Source organism: Rhodococcus sp. IEGM 1372 (genome assembly GCF_030056835.1).
GTDB lineage: Bacteria > Actinomycetota > Actinomycetes > Mycobacteriales > Mycobacteriaceae > Rhodococcoides.
Map to the genome: position 1 here is coordinate 1 of NZ_JASHKS010000091.1, position 844 is coordinate 844.

Below are 844 nucleotides of genomic sequence, written 5' to 3' on the forward strand. Positions count from 1 at the left end.
ACGGAAACTAACCGACGCCAAGGTCGGATCCACCGTTAATCTGACACTCCCGACGGTGTTCACTGGGCCGGCTGGCGGAAACGTGGAGGCACTGACACTGAAGGGTGGTGTCGTCTGCCGCGCACCCGTGGACGCGGACTACTCGGGAACTGTCGAGTTGACTTGTGATGACGGAACTTCGATCGGTGCGTTGGGCTCCGCACTGACATCAGCCGGTGTCGCTGCGTCGACAGTGGATGGAGTATGGGTGCCAATACTGACGCCGGGGTGGCAGGCAGTACCTGTAATTGCAGCGACGCGCCGGTAGCTCAGCCGGAATTGGGTCAGAACAACCTCGGCTCGTCGAATCCCGGTACACCCTCGATACCGAGTATCTTTTGTTTGGTATTCGTACCACCCGGTGCCGAAAAGCCGCCGACTTCCGTACCGGCACCGAGTACCCGATGGCACGGGACGATAATTGGTACAGGATTGCGTCCCAGCGCACCGCCTACGGCCTGGGCTGCGCCGGGTTGGCCGAGTCGGCGGGCGATGTCGCCGTACGTGAGTGTCGCGCCGCGGGGAATCCCACTGCATACGGTGTACACCGCGGCGTCGAACCGTGAGACGTCCAGGACCAGCGGAACGGGGCTCATGTCGACAGCACGTCCATCGAGCAGGGCGACGATCCTCTCGATCGCGTCGGCCGCGAGAGCGTCGACCGGTCGTTCCACTGCATCGAAGCCGGCGAGGTAGTCCGTCATCGCCTCGTCCGATGGTTCGGGCAGGGCGACTGCGACCACGCCGTCATGACGAGGCTCAGCGAAATTCCCCAACCGCGCTCACCGAAATTCCCCACTCGTGA

At 63.0% G+C, this 844-nt stretch carries 1 protein-coding gene; it reads right to left on the reverse strand.

The genetic code is table 11. From position 1 onward, the window contains the following. Positions 1 to 323: 323 nt before the first annotated feature. On the reverse strand, positions 324 to 743 hold the full coding sequence (locus QM590_RS25800) for a methylated-DNA--[protein]-cysteine S-methyltransferase (protein ID WP_283279479.1): 420 nt from the start codon (positions 741 to 743) through the stop codon (positions 324 to 326). Between the last annotated feature and the right edge of the window lie 101 nt (positions 744 to 844).

Excerpts from the sequence above, each read along its gene's own strand:
- QM590_RS25800 (WP_283279479.1), bottom strand. The coding sequence starts at position 743 with ATGACGGACTACCTCGCCGGCTTCGATGCAGTGGAACGACCGGTCGAC.